This is a genomic window from Georgenia alba, assembly GCF_042665525.1.
GTDB classification, from domain to species: Bacteria; Actinomycetota; Actinomycetes; order Actinomycetales; family Actinomycetaceae; genus Allobogoriella; species Allobogoriella alba.
The window spans coordinates 2055896-2074917 of record NZ_JBHTCQ010000001.1 but is presented as its reverse complement, the minus strand read 5'-3'; the positions used below and the strand labels follow the sequence as shown (position 1 = coordinate 2074917).

The window sequence follows — 19022 nt, the reverse complement described above, 5'->3', positions numbered from 1 at the left end:
GACGCCCACGAGGTGGAAACGCTCAGCCACGCCCGACCCCCGCGGCGCCTCGGGCCGCCTCGCGCACGAGATCGGCGAGGCGGGCCGCGCCGTCCGTGGCTCCTGCCCGTGCAGCCGCGTCGCCGCGACGGCGCAGCTCGCCGGCGTCGGCGAGGAGGCCCGCCACCTCGCGGCTCACGTAGGCGGCGTCGAGGTGGCCGTCCTCGACCAGCACGCCGCCGCCCGCGGCGACGACGTCGGCGGCGTTGAGCCGCTGCTCGCCGTTGCCGATGGGCAGCGGCACGTACACGGCCGGCAGCCCGAGCGCCGCGAGCTCCGCGACCGTGCCGGCACCGGAGCGGCACAGCACGAGGTCCGAGCAGGCGTAGGCGTCCTCCATCGCGGAGAGGTAGTCCAGCACGTGGTAGTGCTCGGTCACCTCGGGTGCGCCGTCGGCGGCGGACCGGACGGCGGTGCGCACCGCCTCGTCCTTCCCGCGCCCGGTCAGGTGCAGCACCTGTGCCCCGGCCTGCACCAGCGCCGTCGCCGCGGCGGCGGCGGCGGTGTTGAGACGCTGGGCGCCCAGGGAGCCGCCGGTGACGAGCAGGGTGGGCCGTCGCGGGTCGAGCCCGAGCCGGTCCGCGGCGGCGTCGCGCCGCCGCTGGGCCCCCTCCGGCGTCGTCCGGTCCGCGACCAGGGCGCCGATGGGTGCCCGCAGTGGCAGGCCGGTGACCTCGGTGCGGCCGCGGGCGGCGGCCAGCGGCGTGGAGGCGAAGGTGAGGGCAACGACCGCGGCCCAGCGGGCACCGACACGGTTCGCCAGCCCGGGGCGGGCGTTCTGCTCGTGCACCACCACCGGGATCCCGCGCCGGCGCGCGGCCAGGTAGGCGGGAGTGGCGACGTAGCCGCCGAATCCGACGACGACCTGCGCCCCGGTCTCGGTGAGGGCACGGTCCGCCGTGGTGACCGCGCCGCGCAGGCGCGCGGGCAGCCGCAGCAGGTCGAGGGAGGGCCGCCGCGGCAGCGGGACCCGGTGGACCACCCGCATCGGGAAGCCGGCCTCGGGCACCAGGGTGTGCTCGAGCCCCTCGGCGGTCCCGAGCACGGTGACGTCCGCCCCCTCCTCACGCAGGGCGGCGGCCGTGGCGAGGAGGGGGTTGACGTGCCCCGCGGTCCCCCCACCCGCCAGCAGCGCGCGCAGCGGCTCAGCCACGACGGGCGGGAACGTCGCGGGACCGGCGGCCGACGACGGCCAGCGACCGGCTCACCACCGCCCGGCGGGTGGCGAGAGCCTTCGCGGCCCCGGGCTCGGTACGGGCGAAGGACAGGATGATGCCCAGGGCCAGGAGCGTGGACACCATGGCGGAGCCGCCCGCCGAGACGAGCGGGAGGGGCACGCCGATGACGGGCAGGAGCCCCACGACGACGCCGATGTTGACCAGCGCCTGAGCGAGGATCCAGGAGGCGATGGTGGCCGTGGCGATCTGGACGAACGGGTCGCGGTGACGGCGCACGACGCGCAGCATGCCGACGGCGAGGCTGCCGAACAGCGCGAGCACGAGCAGCGTGCCGAGCAGGCCCAGCTCCTCGCCGATGATCGCGAAGATGAAGTCGTTGTGGGCCTCCGGCAGGTAGGACCACTTCTCGCGCGAGGCGCCGAGCCCGACGCCGCTGACCCCTCCGGTCCCGAGCGCCCACTGGCCGTGCTGGCTCTGGAAGCCTGCCCCGGAGGGGTCCGCCTCGGTCAGGCCGAGGAAGGACATCACGCGCGTCATGCGGGACGGGGACTGCACGACGAGGAAGGCCGCCGCGCCGGCACCCAGGACGCCGGCCGCGGCGAACCACCGCATCGGGAGTCCCGCGACGAAGTAGGCCCCGCACACGAGGGCCACCAGGACGACCGCGGTACCCATGTCGTGCCCGGCGAGCACGAGGCCGAGCGCCATCACCGAGCCGACGCCGCCGGGCACCAGCACGTGCCGGAAGTCCTTCAGCAGCCGGCCCTTCCGGGACAGCACCAGGCCCAGCCACAGCGCCAGGCCGACCTTGAGGAACTCGGACGGCTGGACGGACTGGTTCAACCCCGGGATGTGGATCCAGTTCGTGTTGCCGTTCTCGGCCAGGCCGAGGGGCGTGAAGATGAGGAGCTGGAGGAAGACCGCGCCGAGGAACGCCGGCCACGCCAGGGCCTTGTACCACTCGACCTTGATGCGGCTCGCTAGCCAGGCCACGGGGAGCCCGATCATGACGAACATGCCCTGGTGGAGGATCGAGGCGTACGGGCTCTGCCCGTTCTGGAGCGCATTGATCGTCGAGGCGGAGAAGACCATGACCACTCCGAGCGCGAGCAGCAGCGCCGCCGAACCGGCCACCAGGTAGAAGCTCAGCGCCGGGTTCTCGCGCTTCGCGGTCTTGGTCCCCGCGGTCTTGGTCCCCGCCGTCTTCGTGCCGGCCGTCTTCGTCGTCGTGTTCTTGGCGGGTGCCCGGTCGGCGCCTCGGGTCGTGTTGCGCGGGCCGCGGGGGGCGGCGGGCCGCCGTCCCCCCGAACGCCGTGACGTCTCCAGCGTGGTCATCGGCTCCCTCCGGGCAGAGCGCGCGCCGCGCGGGCGAAGGCCTCGCCGCGCTCGGCGTAGTTGCGGAACTGGTCCATCGAGGCGCTGGCGGGCGCCATGAGCACGGTGTCGCCCGGTCGGGCGAGCCGCGCCGCCTCGGCGACCGCCCGCGTCATCACATCCCCATCCTCGCCAGGGAGTGCCTCGATGACCGGGACGTCGCCCGCGTGTCGCCCGAGCGCCCCGAGCAAGGGCTCGCGGTCGACGCCGATGAGGACGACGGCGCGGAGCCGGTCCCGGTGCGCCGCGACGAGCTCGTCGAAGGTGGCGCCCTTGGCCAGCCCGCCCGCGATCCACACGACGGTGCCGGGTGCGTAGCCGGCGAGCGAGGCCGCGGCGGCGTGGGTGTTGGTGGCCTTGGAGTCGTTGACGTAGCGCACGCCGTCGATCTCGGCGACCTGCTCGATCCGGTGCGCTCCGGGGGCGTAGTCCCGCAGCCCCTGCCGCACGTGCTGCGGGGCGATGCCGTGCGCCCGCGCCAGGGCGGCGGCTGCCAGCGCGTCCGCCACGAGGTGCTCGGGCACGTCGGTCCCGCCGGGGGCGAGATGGGCGAGGTCGGCGGTCGTGGCCAGCTCGACGGCACTGGTCCGACGCTGCTCGAGGCTCGGTCCGAACGCCCGGTCGCAGAGGTACTCCTCGACCACGCCCAGCTGGCCCACGGCCGGCGTGCCCAGCGTCGTCCCGACCGCCCGGCAGCCCTCGACGACGTCGGCCTCCTCGACCATCTGCCGGGTGAGCGGGTCGGCCTCGTTGTAGACGCACGCCAGCCGCGTACGCGCGTACACGCGGGCCTTGTCCGCCCGGTACGCGGCGAAGGAGCCGTGCCAGTCCAGGTGGTCCGGTGCGATGTTCAGGCAGGCGCTGGCCTCGGGGCTCACCGAGAAGGTGCTGTGCAGCTGGAAGCTGGACAGCTCGACCGCGAGGACGTCCACGCCGCCCGCGGCCGCCGCCCGGACGGCCGGGGTCCCGACGTTGCCGACGGCGGGCGCGCGCTCGCCGGCGGCGGTGAGCATCGACGCGAGCATCTGCACCGTGGTGGTCTTGCCGTTGGTGCCGGTCAGGGTGAGCCACGGCGCCCGGCTGCCGTCCGGGCGGCGGGCCTGGACCCGCCAGGCGAGCTCCACCTCGCTCCAGACCGGGATCCCCTCGGCCACGGCCCGGGTGTGCAGCGGTGCCGCGGCGGGCACCCCGGGCGAGACGACGAGGAGATCGGGCCGGTCCTTCAGCACGGTCTCGGCGAGCTCGGCGGGGTCGGCGACGGCGGTGAGCGGGGTCCCGGCCGGGACCTCACCGCTTCCGCGTGCCGTCTCGAGGGCTTCCTCGTGCGCGTCGAAGCCGGCGAGGTGCGCGAGGGAGATGGTCCCGAGCACGTCGAGCGCGGCTCGCCCGGAGGTGCCCAGGCCGACGACGGCGACCCGGGCGCCGTCCAGCGCGTCGGTCCCGGACGCTCCCGGCACCGTCACGAGGGCGTCACCGAGACCCACTCGGCGTAGAAGATGCCGAGGCCGAGCGCGACGCACAGGGCGGCGATGATCCAGAACCGCACGACGATCGTCACCTCGTTCCAGCCCTTGAGCTCGAAGTGGTGGTGCAGCGGCGCCATGCGGAACACCCGTTTGCCGGTCATCTTGAAGAAGCCGATCTGGATGACGTCGCTCATGACGATGATGACGAACAGGCCGCCGAGGATGACGGTGAGGAACTCGGTCCGGGTGAGGATCGACAGCCCGGCCAGTGCCCCGCCGAGGGCGAGCGCGCCGGTGTCACCCATGAAGATCTGCGCCGGCGAGGTGTTCCACCACAGGAAGCCGAAGCACGCGCCCACGATGGCCGCGGTGACGATCGCGAGGTCGCGCGGGTCACGGACCTCGTAGCACCCGGGCCCCGGGTCCACGAGGTACTGGCACGACTGGTTGGACTGCCAGATCGTGATGACGGTGTAGGCGGCGAAGACGAACATCGAGGCACCGGTGGCGAGACCGTCCAGCCCGTCGGTGAGGTTGACGGCGTTGGTCCAGGCGGTGATGAGGAAGTTCGCCCAGAGCACGAACAGGATCAGCCCGAGCACCGGGCCGGCGAAGGCCAGGTCGATGGCGGTGTCCCGGATGAAGGAGATCTGGGTGGAGGCGGGCGTGCGGTAGTTCTCGTTCGCGAACTGCAGCGCGAGGACCGCGAAGGTGATCCCGATGAACGCCTGGCCGATGATCTTGCCGCGCTCGTTCAGGCCCAGGGAGCGCTGCCGCGAGATCTTGATGTAGTCGTCCAGGAAGCCGACCAGCCCCATCCCCACCATGAGGAAGAGCAGCAGCAGCCCGGAGACGTTGGGCAGCCGGGCGCTGGCGATGTTCGAGACGGTGTAGCCGACGACGGTCGCCGCGATGATGACGACGCCACCCATGGTCGGGGTGCCACGCTTGGTGAAGTGGGCGGTGGGACCGTCCTGCCGGATGAACTGCCCGTAGTTCTTCGCCACGAGCAGCCGGATGAACAGCGGTGTCCCCGCCATCGCGACGACGAGCGCCACCGCGCCGGAGATGAGCACCGACATCATGGCGCGACACCCCCACGGCCCTCGTCACCGCGGGTGAGCCGGTCCGCCAGCCGCCAGATGCCGGCGCCGTTGGACCCCTTGAGCAGGACGGTGTCACCGGGCCGCAGCCGCGCCTCGAGCAGCTCGCCCGCGGCGTCGACGTCCGGCACCTCGACCGCCTGGGTCCCCGCCTCGCGGGCCCCCTGCGCGAGCGGCGCGGTCCCGGCCCCGACGGCGACGAGAAGGTCCACCCCTGCGGTCTCGGCGCCGAGCGCGGCGTGCTCGGCGGCGCTGTCCGCCCCGAGCTCGAGCATCTCGCCGAGCACGGCGATGCTCCGTCCGCCGGTCCTCAGCGTCGCCAGGCTGCGCAGCGCGGCGCGCACCGAGTCGGGGTTCGCGTTGTAGGCGTCGTCGATCAGCCGGACGCCGTCGGCGCGGTCGTGGACGGCCATCCGGTGCGGGCTGGCCGGACCGCTGCTGGCGAGCGCCGTCGCGACGGTGTCGAGGTCGAGACCGAGGTCGAGTGCGACCGTCGCGGCGGCCAGCGCGTTGGTGACGTGGTGCTCGCCGACCAGCGCGAGCGTGACCTGCGCGGCGCCGGTGGCCGTGACGAGACGGAAGGTGGCGTGCCCGCCGTCATCGGTGCGGACGTCCTCCGCGCGCACGTCGGCGTCGGCGGACCGGCCGAAGGTGCGCACCGACCGGGCACCCCGGGCCATCGCGCGCACGCGCGCGTCGTCGGCGTTGAGGACGGCGGTGCCGCCGTCGACCATGCCCGCGACGAGCTCGGCCTTCGCGCGGGCCACGTTCTCGATCCCGCCGAACTCGCCCAGGTGGGCACGGCCCACGGCCAGCACGACGGCGACGTCCGGTGGCGCGATCGACGTGAGGTACTCGAGGTTGCCGACGCGGTCGGCCCCCATCTCGAGGATGAGGGTCGCCGTGTCCGGCCCGGCACGCAGCACGGTGAGCGGCAGGCCGATCTCGTTGTTGAACGACCCCGGCGGGGCGATGCGCTCGCCGAGCGGGGCGAGCAGGCCGGCGAGCAGGTCCTTGGTGGTGGTCTTGCCGTACGAGCCGGTCACCCCCACGACCCGCAGCGGGTCCGTGGCGGGGCGGCGACGGCGCAGCTCCGCCAGGACGTGCCGGGCGAGGCGGCCGAGGGCGGCCGCGACGTCGTCGACGACCACGAGCGCGCCGGGGTCAACACCCGCGACGGGCCGGGTGACCAGCGCGCCGGCGGCGCCGGCGGCCAGGGCCGGTGCCACGAAGTCGTGCCCGTCGACGCGGGAGCCGTCAAAGGCGGTGAAGAGGGAACCCGCGCCCACGGCCCGGGAGTCGGCGACGACGTCGCCGGTGACCGTGGCCGTGCCGGGCCCGGCGACGGTACCGCCGGACGCCTCCGCGACCTCCTGGAGGGTCATGGTGATCATCGGGCCGATTCTCCCCCGCGCAGCGCCAGGGCCGCGCGAACCTCCTCGCGGTCGTCGAGGTGATGATCGACACCCGAGATCTCCTGGACCGTCTCGTGGCCGCGGCCGGCGACGAGCACGGTGTCGGCGGGGTCGGCCTCGAGCACGGCCACGCGGATCGCCTCGGCACGGTCCGCGACCTCTCGGACGTCCGCGCCCGGCGCGTGCGCGCGGGCGGCGGCGAGGACCTCGGCCCGGATCTGTTCGGCCGGCTCGTCGTGGGGGTCGTCGTCGGTGACGATGACCCGGTCCGCGCCGTCGACCGCGACCTGGGCCATCTCGGGCCGCTTGGCCGTGTCCCGCGAGCCCGTGGCGCCGAAGACGAGGACGAGACGGCCCGCAGTGGTGGGACGCAGGGCCTCGACGGCCTGCGCGAGCGCGCCCGGGTTGTGCGCGAAGTCGACGACGACGCGGGGCCGGGTGGAGAGCTCCTCCATCCGGCCGGGAACGGTGGGCGTGAGCCCGCCGGCGGCGGCGAGCGCCGGCTCGAGGTCGCCGGGCGCGACGCCGGAGGTGAGCACCATGACGGCGGCCAGCGCCGCGTTGGCGACGTTGAACCGGCCGGGCAGACCGGTCGAGGTGCGCAGCGTGGTCCCGTCGCGGTGGACGAGCCGGAAGTCGGTGTCGTGCGGCTCCGCGCGCCAGTCGGCGTCGTGCGGCTCCGCGCGCCAGTCGGCGTCGGCGTCCGTGGTCGAGACCGTGACCACGTCACCGGGGCGCTCGCGCTCGCAGACCTGCGCCAGCCGCCGGCCCCAGTCGTCGTCGACGAGGACGACGCCGCGACGCGACCGCGCGGATGTGAACAGGGACGCCTTCGCGGCGAAGTAGTCCTCCAGCGTGCCGTGGAAGTCCAGGTGGTCCTGCGTGAGGTTGGTGAAGCCCGCCACGTCGAAGACGACCGGGTCCACCCGTCCCAGGCCGAGGGCGTGGGAGGAGACCTCCATCGCGAGGTCCTGCACGCCCGCACCGACCATGTCCGCCAGCAGGGCTTGCAGGTCCGCCGGCTGCGGGGTGGTCAGGGCGGCAGGCTGCCCGCGGCCCGCGACCCGGACCTCGACGGTGCCGATGAGGCCGGTGGTGCGGCCGAGCGCGCGGAGGGCGTGCTCGAGCATGTAGGCCGTGGTGGTCTTGCCGTTCGTGCCCGTGACGGCGAAGGTCCGCAGCGTCTCGGCGGGCCGTCCGTACACCGCCGCGGCGAGCGGCCCCAGGACGGCGGGCACGTCCTGGGCGACGAGGACCGGGACGCCCCGTGCCTGCTCGGGTCCGCCCAGCAGGTCCAGACCGGCCGGATCGGTGAGCACCGCGACCGCACCGGCGTCGACCGCGGCCCCGGCGAAGCGGGCGCCGTGGACGTGCCCGCCGACGTGCCCTGCGAACAGGTCGCCGGGGGTGACCCGGCGGTTGTCCGCCCGCACGCCGTGGACGGTGACGGCCTGCCATCCCGGCGGGCTTCCCGGCGCGGGGGCGAGCTCGAACGCCGCGGCGAGGTCGCCGAGCGAGCGGGCGGGCTGGGCTGCGATCACCGGCCCATTGTGGCTGCTTGCCACGTGGGCGCCAGCCAGCGCACTCACCCCCGCGACTCGAGCGGCAGGTCCGGAGCGGGCTCCGTCGAAGGCGGGACGCCCGCATCCCGCAGGGCGAAGCTCATCACGTCCCGGAAGGTGGGGGCGGCGACGGTGCCGCCGTACGAGGCGCCGTAGCCGCGGTAGACGACCACGCCGACGGCGAACCGGGGGTTCTCCGCCGGGGCCACCCCGACGAACGAGCCGAGCCGGCCGCTCAGGCCGCCCGCGGCGTCGGGAATCTCGGCGGTGCCGGTCTTGGCCGCCACACGGTAGCCGGGGACCGCGCCCTGCGGGCCCGTGCCGCCCTCCTGGACGACCGTCTCCATCATCTGCAGGAGCGAGTCGGCCGCGTCCTCCTCGAGGATCTGCTCGCCGGTCGTGACCTCGGTCGGGGTGAACTGGCCGTCACCGTCGGTGGTGCCGTCGATGATGTGGGGGTCGACGCGCACGCCGCCGTTGCCGATCGTGGCGGCCATCGAGGTGTTCTGCAGCAGCGTCACCGCCAGACCCTGGCCGAACATCGTCGTGTACCGGGTCCGGCCGTCCCAGTCCTCCGGCCGGTGCACGACGCCGGGTGACTCGCCCGGGAGCTCGATGCCGGTGCGCTGCCCGAACCCGAAGTCCCGCAGCAGGTGGTACCGGTCCGAGTCCTGCAGCATCTCACCGATCTGGACCGTGGCCGTGTTGGACGACATCTGCAGGGCACCCGTGGTGGTCAGGTTCAGCTCTTCGTGCGGGCTGTTGTCGTGGAAGGTCTGTCCGCTGTCCGTGGTGTAGGTGTCCGGGACCTCGAACGGGGTCCTCTGGTCCACCGCGCCCTGCTCGAGCGCGAGGGCGAAGGTCGGCAGCTTGCCGGTGGAGCCGGGCTCGTAGGGGTTGGAGACGGCGCGGGACCCGCGGTCCTCCGGCGACCACGCCTGGTAGTTGCCCGGGTCGACGGTGTTGGAGTCGGCCAGGGCGAGGATGCGCCCGGTGCCGATCTCCTCGACCACCACGGCCCCCCACGGCGCGCCGAACTGCTCGACGGCCTGGTCGATGCTCTCCTGCGCCACGTGCTGCAGGTCACGGTCGATCGTGGCGTGGACCGTCTCGCCCGGGACGGCGGGCTCCTCCTCGCGGTGGCCGGTGGGGATGATCTCGCCCGTCGCCCCGATCTCGACCGTGATGGACCCGTCCTCGCCGGTGAGCGCGTCCTCCATGCTCATCTCCAGGCCGGCCAACCCGTTGCCGTCGCGGCCGACGTAGCCGATGACGTTGCCCGCCGTGGTGCCGTTGGGGTAGATGCGCTCGGTGGTGCGCTCCGGCTCGATGCCGGGGATGTTCAGCGCGTCGATCTCGCGCCACTGCGCGGGGGTGAGACCTTCCGCGATGTAGACGAAGGTGGAGTCGCCCACCATCCGCGCGCCGAGCTCGGCCTTGTCCTGCTCGAGCAGCGGGGCCAGCGCCTCGGCGGCGGCCGCTGCGCCGGTCGAGAGGACCTCACCGGTCTCCGGGTCCGTCCGCTCGTAGTAGCGCACCAGCTGCTGGTTGACCCCGACGTTGTACCGCTCGACCGACGTGGCGAGGATCTCACCGTCCGCGTCCACGATGTCACCCCGGGGAGCGCTGATGGTCGAGGTCGCCGTCCGGTCCGCGCGGGCCTCCTGGGCCAGGCTCGGTCCCTGCACCGCCTGCACCCACACGAGCCGCCCGCCGAAGACGAAGAGCATCGTCAGGACCAGGACGAGGACGATGCGACGGCGCGCCTGCTGGGCGAACGCGCTCGCCGGGCTCAATGCGCGCCCCCGTCCGTGGCCGCGGCGGCATCCCCGCCGAGGATCCGGCCCTCCTCGAGGTGCACGAAGCGCACGTTCTCGGCGGGAACCATGCCGAGCGCCTGAGCCTCCCGCTCGAGCGTCGTCGGGGACCCGGCGCGCTCCACCTGGGCGCGCAGGGAGGCCTCGTTCTCGTTCATCCGGTTCAGGGCGACCTCCTGGTCGTGGATCCGGTAGGCGGTGGCGGCCATCTGGGTGTTCAGCAGGAGCGCCGTCAGCAGGGCCCCAGCGAGGATCGAGGCGCACAGCAGGAGGAACGGCACCACGCTCCGCGACGGCGCGGGGCTCGGGACCACCTCCAGACGCGGGCGCCACGACGGCCGCGGGGCGGTCGACCGGAGTGCGCGGGCGGTGCTGGTGCTCATGCGGCGTACCTCCTGCGGCTGCTCGGCGGGAGCAGGTGGTCGGGGGTGGGTCGGACTCGTCGGGCGGCACGCAGCCGCACGGAGGCGGCGCGAGGATTGCGGGTGCGCTCGTCCTCGTCGGCCTCTTCCGCGCCACGGGTGAGGAGCTCGAGGTACGGGCGGTGAGACTCCGGCTCGACCGGTAGCCCGGTGGGCGCGGAGGACCGTGCACCCCGGGCCAGGACGTTCTTCACGGCCCGGTCCTCCAGCGAGTGGTACGACTCGACGACGATCCGCCCGTCGACCGCGAGTGCCTCGACGGCCCTGGGGAGCGCTCGCTCGAGGAGGTCGAGCTCGCCGTTGACCGCGATGCGCAGCGCCTGGAAGGTCCGCTTGGCCGGGTTGCCGCCGCGGCGGCGTGCGGCGTGCGGGACCGACTCCCGCACGATCTCGACGAGCTCGGAGGTGCGACGCAGCGGCGCCTCGGCGCGGCGTCGGACGATGCCGGCCGCGATGCGGCCGGCGAACTTCTCCTCGCCGTACTCGCGCAGGATGCGTCGCAGCTCCGCCTCGTCGGCCTCGGCGAGCAGGTCGGCGGCGGTGGCGCCGCCTGTCTGGTCCATCCGCATGTCGAGGGGCGCGTCCTGGGCGTAGGCGAAACCCCGGGCGGCGTCGTCGAGCTGCAGCGAGGAGACCCCGAGGTCCATCAGGACGCCCTGGACCTTCCCGCCGGTACCGACGTCCCCGGCGACGTCGTCGATGTGGTCGTACGTGGCGCGCAGCGCCGTGAACCGTTCGGCGAAGGGGGCCAGCCGCTCCCCCGCCAGCTCCAGGGCGCGCGGGTCGCGGTCGATGCCCACCACACGCAGCTCCGGGAAGCGCCGGAGGGCGGCCTCGCTGTGGCCGCCCATCCCCAGAGTGGCGTCGACGAGCACGGCGCCGGCCCCGGCCACTGCGGGCGCCAGCAGCTCGAGGCAGCGCTCGGCGAGCACGGGGACGTGCAGCGCGTCCGCGTCCGCCTGGCTCATCGGTTCTCCTGGGTCGTGGTGTGTGACAGGTGGTCGGGCGGCCCTCCTCCGCCCGACCAGGACTCCCTCCGCCTGTGCTCTGGCACCGGGGAAGTGCGCCAGAGATGCGGTGGGAGACCTCGCCGTGCGGCCATGGGCCGAACGGTGGGTCAGAACAAGCCGGGGACCACCTCCTCGGCCGTCTCGGCGAAGGCCTGCTCCTGCTCCTGCAGGTAGGTGGTCCATGCGGTCGCGTCCCAGATCTCGATCCGGGTGCCGGCACCGATCACGGCCAGCTCGCGCTCCAGGCCCGCGTACTGGCGCAGGCCGGGCGGGATGGTGATGCGGCCCTGCTTGTCCGGCAGGTCGTCGGAGGCGCCCGAGAGGAAGACGCGCAGGTAGTCGCGCGCCTGCTTGCTGGTCACGGGTGCCTGCCGGAGCCGGGTGTGCATCTCCTCGAACTCCCGCTGGGGGAAGGCGTACAGGCAGCGCTCCTGGCCTCGGGTGAGCACGACACCGGCCGCGAGCTTGTCGCGGAACTTCGCAGGGAGGATCAGCCGGCCCTTGTCGTCCAGCCGAGGCTCGTACGTCCCCAGGAACATTGCCGGTTCACCTCCCCCCGATCACCGCTCCGGTGAACCCCACATTACTCCACTTTCCTCCCCCATGCACTCCTCCGTGGGCGATTCTTGCCCAATTTCGTCGCGAAGCGCCAGGTCAGCCGGTGTGGGGCGTGGTGGAGGGCCTGATCGGCAGACGGCCCGACCTCGGTCCGGTCAGCGCCGTCGCCCGACCGCGGCGCTCACCGTGCTGCCGACGTCGGGGGCGCGCGAAAGCGCGTGATCCTGCCGCAACAGCGGTTCTCGTGGCGTCCGGACAGGACGCTGCACGCCGTCGGTGGTGGGTGGTGGACCGTCGTGGTGGAGCGAAGTGGGGAGCCCGAGCGGGGAGCCGGGGGGACGCCCTGAGCGGCCCATGGCGAGCAGGCCCATGACGGTGCGCGCACGACGAAGGCCCGCGACCTCGGCGGTCGCGGGCCTGGGTCAGGCGGGAGTCAGGACGTCAGCGGCCGCGCTCCTCGTTGCGCCGCTGCCAGCGTTCCTCCTGCCGCTGCATGAAGCCGCCCGAGGACGGGTTCGACCCGCCCGGGCGCCGGACGGCGGGGCGGGACTTCCGGGGCCCGGTGATGGCGAGCATCACACCGGCGAGCATCGCGACGAAGCCGAGGACGCCGAGCCAGACGTACTCGGTGGCCACACCTCCCACGAGGCCGGCCAGGCCGACGACGAGCAGGAGGATGCCGATGCCGAGCCGGCGCGCGCTCGGACGCGGCTTGTCGGCAAGCGTGTTCGCGAGCTTGGGGTCGTCTGAGCGCAGCTGCTGCTCCATCTGTTGGAGCATGCGCTGCTCGTACTCGGAGAGAGGCATCGGACCTCCAGTCTCGCGCCAGGCCGCCGGTCTGCGGCGGTGTAACCCTCAGGATATGTCGCTCGAACGACTGGCGGTAGTCGAGCGGCGATCACGATCGAGCAGCGAGGCCGGCTGCAGCACGCGGGAGCCGAAACGGGCACGCACGCCGTCCATCGCGCGCTCCGCGAGCGCGAGGTGCGGATCCTCGTCGAGCGTCGGCTGCACGCCTTCCCCGCCGTCGGTCAGCCGCTCGGCACGGACACCGAGCAGCCGGATCCCCGCCGCGGGGATCGGCACCTCCGCCAGGAGGTCCCGCGCGGCGACGTAGACGTCGTGCGCGAGATCCGTGGGCGCGGTCAGGGTGTGGGAGCGGGAGAGCGTCGTGAAGTCGGCGTGCCGGACCTTGATCGCGACCCGGCCGGTGAGGACCCGGGCCGCGCGCAGCCGCACGGCGCACGCGTGGGCCTGCCGGAGCAGGACCCGTTCGAGCTCAGCCCGGTCGGTGATGTCCCGCGCGAAGGTGGACTCCGTCCCGATCGACTTCTCCTCCCTGGTCCGCCGTACCGGTCGCGGGTCGTGGCCCCACGCGAGCTCGTGGAGGCGCTGCCCCGCCGCGACGCCGAGGATGCGGTGCAGCGTCGGCAGGGGCGTGTCCGCCAGCTCCGCGACGGTGTCGATCCCGTGTCGCTCGAGCACCTCCCCGGACTTCTCCCCCACTCCCCACAGCGCCCCCACGGGCAACGAACGGAGGAACTCGACGGTGGCTGCCAGCGGCACCAGCAGCAGGCCGTCCGGCTTGGCGTGCGTGGAGGCGAGCTTGGCCACGTGCTTGGTGCCGGCCACGCCCACCGACGCGGGCACCCCGACCCGCGTCCGGATCTCGCGCCGGATCCCGCGGGCGATGGTGGTCGGCGACCCGAGGCGGCGCAGCGCACCCGCGACGTCGAGGAACGCCTCGTCGATGCTGACCTGCTCGAGCTCGGGGGTGACCTCGCCGAGCACGCTCATGACCTCACGGGAGACCTCCCCGTAGCGGGCATGCCGCCCCGGCAGCGCGATGAGCTCGGGGCAGAGCATCCGCGCCCGGGCGGAGGGCATGGCGCTGTGGATGCCGAACCGGCGGGCCTCGTAGCTGGCCGCGGCCACGACGCCGCGGGTCTCGCCGCCGACGATGACCGGCTTGCCGCGCAGCTCGGGCCGGTCCAGCAGCTCGACGGAGACGAAGAAGGCGTCCATGTCGACGTGGAGGATGGTGCAGCCGCTGTCGTCCTCACCCCAGGAACGGCGAGCGGCCGCGCTGCGCGGTGCCCTGCTCATGCGCTCCCTCCTCCTGGCCGGCCGCGGCCGGGCCGCTCCGGACGGCCTCCCGGGCGCAGTAGGTTGGCCCGGTGAGTCGTCGCCGTCGAGCATCCCACGGGCCACCGACGTCGCACCGCCGCGACCTGCCGACCGAGCCGGTCCCGACGTCGCTCGGCACGGCGAGGCTGGTGCGCGAGCCCGGCGCACCTCACCTCGTGACGTTGCTCCTGGACCAGGCGGAGTCCTCCTACCTGGACCTTGCGGACCCGACGCACCTGGAGTTCGAGTACATGCAGCAGATGGAGGTCGTGCTGGACGCGGCGCGTCCCGCAGGACGGGTCCGCGCCCTGCACCTCGGCGGGGCCGCGTGCGCCCTGGCGCGGGCCGTGGATGCCCGACGGCCGCGCTCGACCCAGCTGGCGGTGGAGCTCGACGAGGTGCTCGCCGGCCTCGTCCGGGAGTGGTTCGACCTGCCCCGCTCCCCCCGCCTGCGGATCCGCACGGGTGACGCCCGCGCGGTGACCGAATCACTCCGGGAGGGCAGCTGGGAGGTTGTCGTCAGGGACGTCTTCGACCGGGCCGAGGTGCCGCGGCACGTCCGGACGCTCGAGGCGGCCGCTGCGGTGCACCGGGTGCTGGTCCCGGGCGGGCTCTACCTCGTCAACCTCACCCACCGACCACCGCTGGCCGACGCGCGGGTCGAGGTCGCGACGCTGCAGACGGTGTTCCGGGACGTCGTCCTCGTCACCGACCCGGCGATCCTGAACGGCAGGCGGTACGGAAACGTTGTGCTCGCCGCGTCGGACGCCCCGCTGCCGGTCGACGAGATCGGACGGGGCGTGCGGCGGCTGCCGCTGCCGGTGCGGATGCTGCACGGTGCCGAGCTGACCCGGTTCCGGGGGACGTCCGTGCCGGAACGGGACCCCGTCGGCCGGCCGGACCGTGAGACGACGGAGGCCCGCACCTCGTAGGTGCGGGCCTCCGGGCGAGCCGTTCGGGCTCTCAGAGCGGCCGAACGTTCTCGGCCTGCGGGCCCTTCGGACCCTGGGTGATCTCGAACTCGACGCGCTGGGCGTCCTCGAGCGAGCGGTATCCGTCGGCCTGGATCGCGCTGTAGTGGACGAACACGTCGGGGGCGTTGCCACCGTCCTGCTCGATGAAGCCGTAGCCCTTCTCAGCGTTGAACCACTTCACGGTTCCCTGTGCCATGTTGTGCTGTGTCCTTCCGGGACGTCGGTCGGGCAGGCCGGATGCCTGGCCCTTACTTGCGCCGCACTACCTCGTCCCACTTCCTTGCCCGGGCGAGACCGCCGGAGCGGACGTCGCCCGTAGGGCCATAGGCCCCGGACCGCACGTCAGGGAAACGCAGATGCAACGTCCCCAGCATGGCAGACATCGGGAGCGGGGGCCAGAGACTTCGACCGGCGGCTCACCGGTCGGGCGTCGCGCCGTCCTCGCCCTCGCCCGGCGCGGCGTCCAGACCCGCGAGAAACTCCTCGAGCTCCGCCCCGATCTCGTCCGCGCTGGGCATGGCCGGCTCGGCCAGCAGCGCGGTGTGGTTGGGCTGCGCGGCGGACTCCATGTACGCGTCGTACTGCTGCTCGAGGGCGTGCACCACGGCGCCGACCTCGGCCGACGCCGAGACCTGCGCCTCGATCTCGCGGGCAGTCTCCGCCGCCGCGGCTTCCAGCTCCCCGAGGGGCAGCTGCAGACCGGTGCTCGCGGCGATCTGGCGGACCAGGGCCGCGGCTGCCTGCGGGTACTCCGACTGCGCAAGGTAGTGCGGCACGTTGGCCGCGAACCCGAGCGCGTCGTGCCCGGCCCGGCCGAGCCGCAGCTCGAGCAGGCCCGCGACGTTGCCCGGCACCTGGAGCCGACCCATGAGGTGACGCTGCGGGTCGACGAGGCCGTCGCGCGTGGCGTGCGTCGTCACGCTGATCGGCCGGGTGTGCGGGACGGCCATCGGGATGCCGTGAACCCCGACGGTGCGCTGGACGCCGAGCGTCTCGACCAGGCCGACGATCGCCGTCGTGAAGCGGTCCCACTGCAGATCCGGCTCCGGGCCGTGCAGGAGCAGCAGCTCCCCACCCTCCGGGTCGCGCAGCTTGTCCAGCGCGATGACCGGCTCCTCGTAGTCGGTGAAGCGGAAGTCCTCGAACGTCAGTGCCGGGCGCCGCGAGCGGTAGTCGATGAGCTCGTCGGCCTCGAACGTCGCGATCCGCTCGGACGGCATGGACGCCAGGAGGTGCCGGGCGACCAGCTCACCCGCGTGACCGGCGTCGAGCGAACCGCGGAGAGCGTGCACGAGGACCGGAACCTCACCGCCGTCGAGGCCGCGCGGGTTCACGGTGTAGAGGTCCTGTGGGTCGCGCACTGCGCTCTCCTCCTCTCTGCTCGTCGGTCCCGACACCGGGCCGGGACCCTCCATCGGTGAGAACACCTGCTCCGGCACGATCATTCCACCGCGCCTCCCGTCAGGGCGCGGCAGCAGGCCGATGTCTCCAAGATCACGATCGCACGCGCGCACCGCGCGTCCCGGCCGGCGGCCCGGGGGCGACGCGGACGCGCGGCGTGCCCGATAATGGTTGGCCGTGTGCTGTGAGCACACCGTCAGGACACGAGGGAGCCCGCGTGCCAGGAGAGGCTTTCACGCCGCAGCAGCATGCCGCGCCCGCGGCGACCGCCGAGGCGGCCGTCGCGCAGGAGCAGCAGTATGTGGGGGTCGTCTACGCGCGCCTCGACGAGCTCCGCGACGCCTACCGCCGGCGCCTGGCGCAGGTCCGGTCCACCGGGGCCGTGGGCACGCACCAGAACCGCTCCGAGCGTGACGCCTTCGCGGCGCACTACGAGGACACCGTGGCCCGGCTGGAGATGGTCGAGAACCGGCTCGTCTTCGGCCGGCTCGACCTGCGTGCGAGCGCGGAGCCCCGTTACGTCGGGCGCATCGGGATGTCCGACGCCGAGCACAGCCAGCTCCTCGTCGACTGGCGTGCCCCGAGCGCCCAGCCCTTCTACCAGGCCACCGCGGCCCATCCCGGCGACGTGGTCCGCCGCCGGCACCTCATGACGCGCGGCCGGACGGTCGTCGGGGTCGAGGACGAGCTGCTGGACGCCGAGCACGTCGACGAGGTCGGTGACGGGCTGACCGGCGAAGGTGCTCTCTTCGCCGCCATGTCGGCCGCCCGCGAGGGCCGCATGAGCGACATCGTGGCCACCATCCAGGCGGAGCAGGACGCGGTGATCCGCTCACCCCTCGACGGCGTCCTCGTGGTCCAGGGCGGTCCGGGGACCGGGAAGACCGCGGTCGCGCTGCACCGGGCCGCGTACCTGCTGTACGCCCACCGCGAGCGCCTCGAGCGCTCCGGCGTGCTGCTCGTGGGGCCGTCGCGGGTGTTCCTGCGGTACATCGAGCAGGTGCTGCCCTCGCTCGGCGAGACCGACGTCGTCGCGACCACGATGGCCGAGCTCCTCCCCGGCACGACGGCGCAGACGACGGATCCCGTGGAGGTCGCGGAGGTCAAGGGCCGGGCGGTGATGGCGCGCGTGCTCTCGCGGGCCGTGCGCGGCCTCCAGCGCGTCCCGGACGCGGTCCAGGAGCTCGACGTCGAAGGGGTGCGGCTGCACCTGCGCCCGGAGGACGTGCGCAGCGCGATGGCCCGTGCCCGGCGCACCGGGCTTCCCCACAACCAGGCCCGCGAGACGTTCGCCCTGGCGGTCCTGGAGACCCTCGTGAAGGAGTACACGCTCGCCCGCGGCGGCGAGCGCGACGAGGAGGACCGCGGCTGGCTGTACGAAGACGTCCGCACGGCCCGCGACGTGCGCCGGGCGGTCAACCTGTGCTGGATGCCGACCACGCCCCACGGGCTGCTGGAGCGCCTGTACGCGCGCCCGGACCTGCTGGCCGCGCACGCCCGCGGGCTCTCCGACGCGGACCGCGCGCTGCTCGTGCGCGAGAAGGGCTCGCCGTGGACGGTCGCCGACGTCCCCCTGCTCGACGAGCTGGCGGAGCTGCTCGGCCCGCACGAGCAGGCGGAGGCGGCGCGCGTGGCCGCGGAGTCCCGGCAGCGCCGCGCCGAGGAGGTCCGGTTCGCCGCCGAGGCGATCGAGGCCCAGGGCCTCGGTGACGGTCTCGTGGACGCCGAGACGCTGGCCGCCCGCTTCGCCGCGACGGGCCCACGGCTGACCACCGCGGAGCGTGCGGCGACGGACCGGACGTGGACCTACGGGCACATCGTGGTGGACGAGGCCCAGGAGCTCTCCCCCATGGCGTGGCGCGCCCTGCTGCGCCGGTGCCCGTCGAGGTCGATGACCGTGGTGGGCGACCTCGCCCAGCGCAGCGGTCCGCACCCGGCCAGGTCCTGGTCCGAGGTGCTCGGCGGGGCGGCGGACGAGCACGTCCGCGAGGCCGTGCTCACCGTCAGCTACCGCACCCCGGCGACCGTCATGGACACGGCGACGACCGTGATGACCCGGCTGGGTGCCGAGCCGGCGTATCCGGTCCGGGCCGCGCGCGACCTGCCGGACGCCCTGCACCGCTCGCCCACGACGGTGGGCGCGCTCGCCGAGACGGTCTGCGACGTCGTGGCCGGTGAGCTCGCGGCACTCGACGGTGAGGTGGGTGCCGGTGCCGGCCGGCTGGCCGTCATCGTCCCCGACGAGATTCGCGCCGAGGTGGCCGCCGCCCTGGCCGGCCGGGACGACCTGCGTGCCGCGACCGAGCACGCGGACGGAGATCCGCTCGGGGCGCGCGTCGCCGTGGTCAGCCCGGTGGAGGCCAAGGGACTCGAGTACGACGTCGTCGCGCTGGTCGAGCCCGCCGCGATCCTCGAGCCGGGCACCGGCGACCTGTACGTCGCGATGACCAGGCCGACGCGCCGGTTGCACGTGGTCCACGCCGAGGAGCTTCCGCCGGGCCTCGAGGCGTGAGCACGCCGGACCGGGGCGACCGACAGGTGGACCGACTTGCCGCCGCCGACGGGCGGGGCTGAGC

General features: G+C 73.9%; 16 protein-coding genes. 2 read left to right on the top strand and 14 right to left on the bottom strand.

The window, feature by feature from the left end; all coding sequences use genetic code 11:
- Positions 1-22: 22 nt before the first annotated feature.
- The 12 genes from murG to dinB form a co-directional block, all read right to left on the bottom strand.
- Complete coding sequence (gene murG / locus ACFQQL_RS09590) at positions 23-1192, bottom strand: undecaprenyldiphospho-muramoylpentapeptide beta-N-acetylglucosaminyltransferase (protein ID WP_382393614.1); 1170 nt, start codon at positions 1190-1192, stop codon at positions 23-25.
- Complete coding sequence (ftsW, locus tag ACFQQL_RS09585; RefSeq protein WP_382393612.1) at positions 1185-2552, bottom strand: putative lipid II flippase FtsW; 1368 nt, start codon at positions 2550-2552, stop codon at positions 1185-1187. Before ftsW ends, murG begins: the two co-directional genes overlap by 8 nt.
- Positions 2549-4054, bottom strand: coding sequence for a UDP-N-acetylmuramoyl-L-alanine--D-glutamate ligase (gene murD / locus ACFQQL_RS09580; protein WP_382393610.1), 1506 nt, complete (start codon positions 4052-4054; stop codon positions 2549-2551). Before murD ends, ftsW begins: the two co-directional genes overlap by 4 nt.
- Complete coding sequence (gene mraY / locus ACFQQL_RS09575; RefSeq protein ID WP_382393608.1) at positions 4051-5142, bottom strand: phospho-N-acetylmuramoyl-pentapeptide-transferase; 1092 nt, start codon at positions 5140-5142, stop codon at positions 4051-4053. Before mraY ends, murD begins: the two co-directional genes overlap by 4 nt.
- Complete coding sequence (locus ACFQQL_RS09570; RefSeq protein ID WP_382393606.1) at positions 5139-6554, bottom strand: UDP-N-acetylmuramoyl-tripeptide--D-alanyl-D-alanine ligase; 1416 nt, start codon at positions 6552-6554, stop codon at positions 5139-5141. The genes mraY and ACFQQL_RS09570 overlap by 4 nt, the downstream gene beginning before the upstream one ends.
- A complete protein-coding gene (locus ACFQQL_RS09565; RefSeq protein WP_382393604.1) occupies positions 6551-8116 on the bottom strand; it encodes a UDP-N-acetylmuramoyl-L-alanyl-D-glutamate--2,6-diaminopimelate ligase in 1566 nt (521 codons plus the stop codon). The genes ACFQQL_RS09570 and ACFQQL_RS09565 overlap by 4 nt, the downstream gene beginning before the upstream one ends.
- A gap of 44 nt (positions 8117-8160) precedes the next feature.
- Complete coding sequence (locus tag ACFQQL_RS09560) at positions 8161-9933, bottom strand: peptidoglycan D,D-transpeptidase FtsI family protein (protein WP_382393602.1); 1773 nt, start codon at positions 9931-9933, stop codon at positions 8161-8163.
- Positions 9930-10337, bottom strand: coding sequence for a cell division protein FtsL (gene ftsL, locus ACFQQL_RS09555; RefSeq protein ID WP_382393600.1), 408 nt, complete (start codon positions 10335-10337; stop codon positions 9930-9932). Before ftsL ends, ACFQQL_RS09560 begins: the two co-directional genes overlap by 4 nt.
- The gene (gene rsmH, locus ACFQQL_RS09550) at positions 10334-11344 is read right to left on the bottom strand and encodes a 16S rRNA (cytosine(1402)-N(4))-methyltransferase RsmH (RefSeq protein ID WP_382393598.1); all 1011 of its coding nucleotides are present in this window, start codon (positions 11342-11344) and stop codon (positions 10334-10336) included. The genes ftsL and rsmH overlap by 4 nt, the downstream gene beginning before the upstream one ends.
- Positions 11345-11493: 149 nt before the next feature.
- Entirely contained in the window at positions 11494-11925 is a 432-nt protein-coding gene (mraZ, locus tag ACFQQL_RS09545; RefSeq protein ID WP_382393596.1) for a division/cell wall cluster transcriptional repressor MraZ, read from the bottom strand.
- Positions 11926-12385: 460 nt separating this feature from the next.
- Positions 12386-12751: a DUF3040 domain-containing protein gene (locus ACFQQL_RS09540; protein WP_382393594.1), complete on the bottom strand. Its 366-nt coding sequence runs from the start codon at positions 12749-12751 to the stop codon at positions 12386-12388.
- 48 nt (positions 12752-12799) lie between these two features.
- Positions 12800-14050, bottom strand: a complete 1251-nt coding sequence (gene dinB / locus ACFQQL_RS09535; RefSeq protein ID WP_382393592.1) for a DNA polymerase IV — start codon at positions 14048-14050, stop codon at positions 12800-12802.
- A gap of 71 nt (positions 14051-14121) precedes the next feature.
- Between dinB and ACFQQL_RS09530 the strand changes: the two genes are divergently transcribed.
- Entirely contained in the window at positions 14122-15003 is an 882-nt protein-coding gene (locus tag ACFQQL_RS09530) for a spermidine synthase (RefSeq protein ID WP_382393590.1), read from the top strand.
- A gap of 31 nt (positions 15004-15034) precedes the next feature.
- On the opposite strand, the gene ACFQQL_RS09525 is transcribed toward ACFQQL_RS09530, so the two are convergent.
- Together ACFQQL_RS09525 and ACFQQL_RS09520 are read right to left on the bottom strand one after the other, a co-directional pair.
- Positions 15035-15241, bottom strand: coding sequence for a cold-shock protein (locus tag ACFQQL_RS09525; protein ID WP_382393588.1), 207 nt, complete (start codon positions 15239-15241; stop codon positions 15035-15037).
- A 220-nt stretch (positions 15242-15461) separates the two neighbouring features.
- Positions 15462-16406, bottom strand: coding sequence for a PAC2 family protein (locus tag ACFQQL_RS09520; protein ID WP_382393586.1), 945 nt, complete (start codon positions 16404-16406; stop codon positions 15462-15464).
- 257 nt (positions 16407-16663) lie between these two features.
- Here ACFQQL_RS09520 and ACFQQL_RS09515 point away from each other — a divergent pair, with 257 nt between their 5' ends.
- The gene (locus tag ACFQQL_RS09515) at positions 16664-18958 is read left to right on the top strand and encodes a HelD family protein (RefSeq protein WP_382393585.1); all 2295 of its coding nucleotides are present in this window, start codon (positions 16664-16666) and stop codon (positions 18956-18958) included.
- The last annotated feature ends 64 nt before the right edge of the window (positions 18959-19022 follow it).

Bases quoted from the DNA above. Each gene is read 5' to 3' on its own strand.
- ftsL (WP_382393600.1), bottom strand. From the start codon at position 10,337: ATGAGCACCAGCACCGCCCGCGCACTCCGGTCGACCGCCCCGCGGCCG.
- mraY (WP_382393608.1), bottom strand. From the start codon at position 5,142: ATGATGTCGGTGCTCATCTCCGGCGCGGTGGCGCTCGTCGTCGCGATG.
- rsmH (WP_382393598.1), bottom strand. From the start codon at position 11,344: ATGAGCCAGGCGGACGCGGACGCGCTGCACGTCCCCGTGCTCGCCGAG.
- ACFQQL_RS09540 (WP_382393594.1), bottom strand. From the start codon at position 12,751: ATGCCTCTCTCCGAGTACGAGCAGCGCATGCTCCAACAGATGGAGCAG.
- ftsW (WP_382393612.1), bottom strand. From the start codon at position 2,552: ATGACCACGCTGGAGACGTCACGGCGTTCGGGGGGACGGCGGCCCGCC.
- dinB (WP_382393592.1), bottom strand. From the start codon at position 14,050: ATGAGCAGGGCACCGCGCAGCGCGGCCGCTCGCCGTTCCTGGGGTGAG.
- ACFQQL_RS09570 (WP_382393606.1), bottom strand. From the start codon at position 6,554: ATGATCACCATGACCCTCCAGGAGGTCGCGGAGGCGTCCGGCGGTACC.
- mraZ (WP_382393596.1), bottom strand. From the start codon at position 11,925: ATGTTCCTGGGGACGTACGAGCCTCGGCTGGACGACAAGGGCCGGCTG.
- ACFQQL_RS09525 (WP_382393588.1), bottom strand. From the start codon at position 15,241: ATGGCACAGGGAACCGTGAAGTGGTTCAACGCTGAGAAGGGCTACGGC.